This is a genomic window from Methanosarcina sp. (assembly GCF_035390745.1).
In the GTDB taxonomy this organism is placed as follows: domain Archaea; phylum Halobacteriota; class Methanosarcinia; order Methanosarcinales; family Methanosarcinaceae; genus Methanosarcina.
In genome coordinates this window covers 1-6,554 of sequence record NZ_DAOOUJ010000101.1, presented here as the reverse complement: position 1 = coordinate 6,554, position 6,554 = coordinate 1, and the positions used below count along the sequence as shown (strand labels likewise).

6 protein-coding genes are annotated in these 6,554 nt (G+C 43.9%); 5 read left to right on the top strand and 1 reads right to left on the bottom strand.

Annotation, left to right across the window (positions count from 1 at the left end; translation table 11 throughout):
* The 5 genes from nifS to metX all read left to right on the top strand — a co-directional run.
* A partial coding sequence (gene nifS / locus PLL47_RS14245; protein ID WP_324447131.1) for a cysteine desulfurase NifS occupies window positions 1-1,205 on the top strand: 1,205 nt, incomplete at its 5' end.
* A 97-nt stretch (window positions 1,206-1,302) separates the two neighbouring features.
* Complete coding sequence (gene nifU, locus PLL47_RS14240) at window positions 1,303-1,692, top strand: Fe-S cluster assembly scaffold protein NifU (protein WP_324447129.1); 390 nt, start codon at window positions 1,303-1,305, stop codon at window positions 1,690-1,692.
* 133 nt (window positions 1,693-1,825) lie between these two features.
* The gene (gene nadA, locus PLL47_RS14235; protein WP_324447128.1) at window positions 1,826-2,740 is read left to right on the top strand and encodes a quinolinate synthase NadA; all 915 of its coding nucleotides are present in this window, start codon (window positions 1,826-1,828) and stop codon (window positions 2,738-2,740) included.
* A 402-nt stretch (window positions 2,741-3,142) separates the two neighbouring features.
* The gene (locus PLL47_RS14230; RefSeq protein ID WP_324447126.1) at window positions 3,143-4,468 is read left to right on the top strand and encodes an O-acetylhomoserine aminocarboxypropyltransferase/cysteine synthase family protein; all 1,326 of its coding nucleotides are present in this window, start codon (window positions 3,143-3,145) and stop codon (window positions 4,466-4,468) included.
* Between the two features lie 5 nt (window positions 4,469-4,473).
* Window positions 4,474-6,084, top strand: a complete 1,611-nt coding sequence (metX, locus tag PLL47_RS14225; RefSeq protein ID WP_324447124.1) for a homoserine O-acetyltransferase MetX — start codon at window positions 4,474-4,476, stop codon at window positions 6,082-6,084.
* A 77-nt stretch (window positions 6,085-6,161) separates the two neighbouring features.
* On the opposite strand, the gene PLL47_RS14220 is transcribed toward metX, so the two are convergent.
* Window positions 6,162-6,389 carry a hypothetical protein gene (locus tag PLL47_RS14220; RefSeq protein WP_324447122.1) on the bottom strand — a complete coding sequence of 76 codons (228 nt, stop codon included), beginning with the start codon at window positions 6,387-6,389 and terminating at the stop codon, window positions 6,162-6,164.
* Between the last annotated feature and the right edge of the window lie 165 nt (window positions 6,390-6,554).

The window sequence follows — 6,554 nt, the reverse complement described above, 5'->3', positions numbered from 1 at the left end:
ACAATTGTGAAGGTGTAAGTGTGACAGTGGAAAACAGGACCATTTACATGGATAATTCTGCTACGACTCCTGCAAGAAAGGAAGTTGTTGAGGAGATGCTTCCCTACCTGACAGATAACTTCGGAAACCCTTCTTCCATTTATGACCCTGGAAAAGTTTCAAAGAGTGCAGTAGAAAATGCAAGAAAAAAGGTTGCCGATGCCTTAGGGGCTGAAGAGAATGAGATATATTTCACATCAGGAGGCACGGAGTCCGATAACTGGGCATTGAAGGGAATTGCCTTTGCAAACAGGAACAAAGGAAAGCACATAATCACAAGCTCTATCGAACACCACGCCGTCCTCCATGCCTGTTCATGGCTCGAAGGGCAGGGGTTTGAGGTGACTTACCTTCCTGTTGATAAATATGGAATGGTATCGCCTGACGATCTGAGAAATGCGTTAAGGGACGACACCATACTCATTTCCATAATGCTTGCAAATAATGAAGTCGGGACGATTCAGCCTGTTGAAGAATTAGGAAAAATCGCAAGGGAGAATAGGATCTATTTCCACACGGATGCAGTGCAGGCAATAGGGCACGTTCCTATAGACGTTAAAAATATGAATATCGACCTCCTGTCCCTCTCAGGTCATAAGTTCGGAGGACCAAAGGGCTGCGGGGCGCTTTACATAAGAAAAGGAACAAAAATCGAAGCCCTTCTGCACGGCGGGGCGCAGGAAAGAAAGCGCAGGGCAGGTACAGAGAATGTCCCGGCTATTGTGGGTCTCGGAAAAGCCATAGAACTTGCAGCAGGCGAGCTTGAAGAAGAGAATAAGATCCTTCTTGAAATGAGGGAACGACTGATTGAAGGGCTTCTGAAAATCCCTAAAACCCACCTCAACGGGCATCCTACAGAAAGGCTTGCAAACAATGTGAATATCACATTCGAATTCATAGAAGGGGAGTCTCTTCTGCTTCTCCTGAATACAAAAGGGATCTTTGCATCCACAGGAAGCGCCTGCAACTCCACATCGCTTGAACCGTCGCATGTGCTTACAGCCTGCGGAGTTCCGCATGAGATCGTTCACGGTTCCCTGAGGTTGAGCCTCGGGAAAATGAATACCCCGGAGGACGTGGAAAGGGTGCTTGAAATCCTGCCTGAGATTGTTCAGAAGCTCAGAAATATGTCGCCGTTGACTCCTCAGGAATACAGAAAGTTTTGAGCAAAAATACGGGTAAGTAAGTCGTGGATGAGTAAGTCGTTTTAGAAATCTGAATTTAGAAACCTGATCATAAAAATACAGTGCAGGAGGACAATTCATGGATTACAGCGTTAAAGTTATGGACCATTTTTCGAATCCCAGGAACATGGGAAGCATTGAGAACTGTGACGGTGTAGGAGAGGTTGGGAACGCAAAGTGTGGGGATATTATGAAAATATTCCTTAAAGTAGAAGAAGACAGGATTGTCGATGTGAAGTTCCAGACATTCGGGTGCGGGGCTGCTATTGCATCAAGCAGTATGGCAACCGAGCTTATTAAAGGAAAAACCCTGAAAGAAGCCTGGAAGCTTTCAAATAAAGCAGTTGCAGAGGCACTTGACGGGCTTCCTCCGATTAAAATGCACTGTTCAATGCTTGCAGAAGAGGCAATACATGAGGCAATTAATGATTATCTTAAGAAAAACGGACTTGAGCCGTGGAAGGAATGAGCTGCAGCATACTAAAAAATAATTAGTTTTGAAAAGAAACAGTTTAAAAACTATACTGAATTATTCTGAAACTAAAATCTTTTTGAGATGAAATATTTTTCAAAAGGAATTACTGAGGAAAAACGGAATCACTATGGAAAATCAGTTAATTGCAGAAAAAATTAAAAAACTCAAAGAAGAAAGAAACGCGATAATTCTCTCCCATTTTTACACACGCAGGGAAATGCAGGATGTTGCGGATTTTGTTGGGGATTCTCTCTCCCTCTGCAAGGCAGCAGTGAATTCAAAAGCCGATGTGATAATTTTTGCAGGCGTTCACTTCATGGCAGAATCCGCATCCATCCTTTCCCCTGAAAAGCTCGTCCTTTTGCCTGTCCCTGATGCAGGCTGCCCGATGGCAGATATGGTCACGGTAAAAGCTCTCAGGGAAGAAAAAGAAAAACACCCTGATGCAGCGGTTGTTTGCTATGTAAACAGTTCGGCTGCCGTAAAGGCAGAATCTGATATCTGCTGCACATCTGCAAATGCGGTAAATGTGGTAAATTCAATAAAAAACAGGGAAATTATTTTTGTTCCGGACAAAAACCTTGGTGCATTCGTGTCCCTTCATACAGACAAAAAAATTCACCTCTGGCCGGGATTCTGTCATGTTCATGATAACATCACTGAGAATGATATAAGAAATTTACAGGATCTTCACCCTGATGCGGCGTTTTTTGCACACCCTGAGTGCAGACCTGAAGTCCTTAACTTTGCAGAGCGGATTCTAAGCACCTCAGGAATAGTAAGAGAAGTTGGAAGTTCAGGTTCGACAGAATTCATAATCGGAACCGAAAGGGAGATTGTAAGAAGCCTGCAAAAGAAGTATCCGGATAAGAAATTCTATCCTGCTTCAGAGAAGACTTTTTGCTATAATATGAAAAAAATTACCCTTGAATCTATCCTGAACAGCCTGCAGAATATGGAATATGAAATCCATGTCCCGGAAAATGTGAGAGTGAAAGCCAGAAAAGCCCTGGACAGGATGCTTGAAATCAGAGGATCTTGAAGTATAAAATGGCAAGGTGGAAAGGCGAAGGCTTCAGGTTCTTTTTTCTAAATTTCCACGAATTTTTTTCACAAAAAATTTTCAGAAACCCTGAAAATTGTGTCTTTTTCATTATTAGGAATAATTATTTATATTTAAATTTATTATTATTAGTAATTGTCTTTATTGACTTTTAATCATTCTACAGGTAATTATTTATATTAAGATCACGATTGTGAAGATATCATCACAATCGTGAACGTACGCAAGAAGAGTATGAACATGTGCAAGAAGATTGTGAACAGATGCAAAAGAGAATACCTGTCAGAATGGCAGAGTGGTCATGCTTCCGGCTGCAACCCGGAATTATGTGAGTTCGATTCTCACTTCTGACTTGAAACCAGATCACAGAGGTAAGATAAAATGGGTAATAAAAAAGAGAATCAAAATGGAGAAAAGGTGTTAAAGAGAAGGGCTCTTGAAAATCCGGGCGTTTCTACCCTTGCAGTACACGCCGGAGCAAAGCCTGACCCTGTTACAGGAGCAAGATCTGTTCCGATTTATCAGACTGCCGCTTATGTATTTAACGACACGGAACATGCAGCTGACCTTTTCGGGCTCAGAAAAGAAGGCAATATTTATACGCGCCTTATGAACCCAACAACCGACGTTTTTGAGAAAAGGGTTGCTGCTCTTGAAGGAGGCATAGGTGCCCTTGCAACGGCTTCTGGAATGGCTGCCATCACAACAGCCCTGCTGACCTTTACAGAACCAGGGGACGAAATTGTTTCAGGAGATAAAATCTACGGGGGAACCTACGAGCTTTTCAATTACACGTTTCCAAAGCTTGGAAGGACCGTAAAGTTCGTGGGCTCAGGCAGCCCCGAAGAATTTGAAAAAGCTATCTCCGAAAAAACAAAAGCCCTGTATGTAGAATCAATCGGGAATCCCAAACTTGACGTTCCCGATTTTGAAAAACTTGCAGAGATCGCACATGCAGCAGGAATTCCCCTCGTTGTAGATAACACGGTAGCCCCTGTAATCCTGAGGCCTATTGAATATGGGGCAGATATCGTGGTTCACTCTGCAACGAAATACATAGGAGGCCACGGAACTTCGATAGGTGGAGTAATTGTCGACTCCGGAAACTTTGACTGGAGCCCCGAAAAATTCCCTGAAATCTGCAATCCAGACCCCGGATACCATGGGCTGAAATATAAGGAAGCCTTTGGAAAAGCTGCTTTTATTGCAAAAGCAAGGGTGCAGTTTATGAGGGATACCGGAGCCTGCATTTCCCCTTTTAATTCATTTCTGTTTACCCTGGGGCTTGAAACTCTCCCCCTCCGGATGAAAAAACACTGCGATAATGCCCTTTCAGTTGCAAGGTTCCTGCAGGCACACCCTAAAGTTGCCTGGGTATCCTATCCCGGTCTTGAGTCCCATCGGAGCCACGAGCTTGCAAAGAAATACCTTAAAGCCGGCTATGGGGCAATAATAGGGTTCGGGATCAAAGGTGGAACAGGGGAGGCAAAAAAGTTTATTGAAAGCCTCGAACTTTTTTCTCACCTTGCAAACATAGGGGATGCAAAAAGCCTCGTAATCCATCCCGCTTCAACAACCCATGAGCAGCTTTCTGATGAAGAAAGGAGAGCATGTGGAGTTACCGAGGACTTTATCAGGCTCTCCATAGGGATCGAGGACGAAAAAGACCTGATTTTCGATATCGAACAGGCACTTTCTGAGGTCTGAGCAGCATGTCACATTTTTCCGCTAATTCTTCCGTAAATTCTTCCGGGGAATCTACTAAAAACATTTTTCCGGGAAAAAAAGGCCAGAGCATCGGGATAGTCCGCTCAATGAACTATAAAATTCCTGGACCTTTCAAACTCGAAAGCGGAAAAATCCTTCATGGAGTCAGTATAGAGTACGAAGTCTACGGGAAAATGAATGCTGATAAAAACAATGTTATCCTCATCTGCCACGCTCTTACCGGAGATGCCCACGCTGCCGGATTCCACCAGGGTGACAGAAAACCCGGATGGTGGGATATTGTAATCGGCCCCAATAAGGCATTTGACACCGAGAAATACTGCGTAATCTGCTCAAACATTCTCGGAGGCTGCAAAGGCTCTACAGGTCCCTCTTCCATAGACCCTGAAACCGGAAAAGTTTACGGCATTTCTTTTCCTGTAATTACCATAGGAGACATGGTAAATGCCCAGAAAAAACTTGTTGACTACCTCGGAGTAAAGCAGCTTTTTGCAGTTGCAGGCGGCTCGATGGGGGGAATGCAGGTGCTCCAGTGGACTGTCAGCTACCCCGAGATGGTGAAAAAAGCAATTGCAATAGCAACAACTGCATCAACTACACCCCAGCAAATCGCATTCGGGGCAATCGGCAGAAAAGCCATTACTGACGACCCTAAATGGAACGGAGGGGACTATTATGGAAAAAAGATTCCTTCACAGGGCCTCGCACTTGCCCGCATGATAGGGCATATCACATACCTGAGCGACGCTTCAATGCAGAAGAAGTTCGGAAGGTTACAGAAGGAAGCGGATGCAGGAGATAAGGCAGGAACTGCGGTTACTGCAGGCTATACAGGCACAAATCTGTCAAAATCCTCTCCTGAGCTCTCCCAGGAGTTTGCTCCTAATTTTCAGGTTGAAAGCTACCTGAATTATCAGGGAGATAATTTTACAAAGCGCTTTGATGCCAATTCTTACCTCTATATTACAAAAGCTGTGGACTACTTTGACCTTTCAAAGAACGGATCCCTTATAGAAGGCTTTTCCGGAGTTACTGCGAAATTTCTCGTAATTTCCATATCCTCTGACTGGCTCTACCCTCCGTACCAGTCGCAGGAAATTGTATCCGCTCTTACTGCAAACGGAATCGATGCCAGGTATGAAGAAATCAGGTCACAGTACGGGCACGACGCTTTTCTGCTTGAAGAGGGGCAGCTTAACTACCTGATAAGGAGTTTCCTGTCCGAGATTCTTGTAAGCGATGTCATGAACCGTAACTTCTATACGGTTTCGAGCAACGAAACAATCGAGCACGCATCAAGGCTGATGGTAAAAGAATGTGTAAGCCACCTGCCTGTCATATCGGAAGATGGAAAACTTGAAGGCATAGTCACTTCCTGGGATATTACAAAAGCAGTAGCATGCAAGATCAATGAGCTGGACGAAATCATTACACGGGATGTAAAGTATGTCTACGAAGACGAAAGGATCGAACATGCGTCTTCAATTATGGAAAAATATTCGATTTCCGCACTTCCTGTGATAGATTGCGAAAAACGAATTCTGGGCATGGTTACAAGTGAAAGCATAAGTGCCCTTTTTGGAAAATATGGGTGATAAAGAACTTTTGATATGAGAAGGGTATACCTTCCTATTTCTCTTTACATTCCTCTCTGTTTCGCCCAGGCTCTTTTTTATGCCCTTTCTTTTTTAGCTAACGTATTCAAGACTATCACAAAAGTAGCTACGAATATTATACCGAGTACTGTCATATTTAGAGGGCTGTTTATAATGCTAACAAAAGGACTGGTAATCGAATAAACCTCATTGCTCAGCCCGTAGTAAGCCGATTCCAGAAGGAATGCCAGAACGGATATTAAACCAGCTATCAGAAAACTTCGAATTATAGTGTCAAGCTTCATTGTCTATCATCTTCTAGAAATGCGTCCTGAAATATAAATAAATTTATCTCGCACCGAATTGCGATTCGGGAGCCCGCTGTCCTTCCCGAGTTCCGCCTCGGGAGGGCGGTGTCCTTTCCGAGTTTCGCGTCGGAAGCACGAGGTCCTTTCCGAGTTTCGCGTCGG

Bases quoted from the DNA above. Each gene is read 5' to 3' on its own strand.
- nifU (WP_324447129.1), top strand. From the start codon at position 1,303: ATGGATTACAGCGTTAAAGTTATGGACCATTTTTCGAATCCCAGGAAC.
- nadA (WP_324447128.1), top strand. From the start codon at position 1,826: ATGGAAAATCAGTTAATTGCAGAAAAAATTAAAAAACTCAAAGAAGAA.
- PLL47_RS14230 (WP_324447126.1), top strand. From the start codon at position 3,143: ATGGGTAATAAAAAAGAGAATCAAAATGGAGAAAAGGTGTTAAAGAGA.
- metX (WP_324447124.1), top strand. From the start codon at position 4,474: ATGTCACATTTTTCCGCTAATTCTTCCGTAAATTCTTCCGGGGAATCT.
- PLL47_RS14220 (WP_324447122.1), bottom strand. From the start codon at position 6,389: ATGAAGCTTGACACTATAATTCGAAGTTTTCTGATAGCTGGTTTAATA.